This window comes from Extibacter sp. GGCC_0201, assembly GCF_017566055.1.
Classification (GTDB): Bacteria; Bacillota; Clostridia; order Lachnospirales; family Lachnospiraceae; genus Extibacter.
On record NZ_JABFCH010000223.1, the window covers coordinates 1 to 215 of the forward strand.

The 215-nt window shown below is 38.1% G+C and carries 1 protein-coding gene; it reads left to right on the top strand.

What is annotated here, in order from left to right; all coding sequences use genetic code 11:
- Nucleotides 1-35: 35 nt before the first annotated feature.
- A partial coding sequence (locus HJV72_RS19335) for a fructose-bisphosphatase class III (protein ID WP_208073497.1) occupies nucleotides 36-215 on the top strand: 180 nt, incomplete at its 3' end.

Sequence of the window (215 nt, forward strand, 5' to 3'; positions counted from 1 at the left end):
TCAACTGTCAATTATCAACTATCAATTAAATAACTATGGGAAATATAACTCCGGAAAGTATTGTCAATGACTTGCGTTATTTGCAATTATTATCACGCAGTTTTCCTACCATTGCTGATGCCAGTACGGAAATCATCAATCTGGAGGCCATTCTGAATCTGCCGAAAGGTACAGAGCATTTTCTGACGGATATTCATGGCGAGTATGAGGCTTTT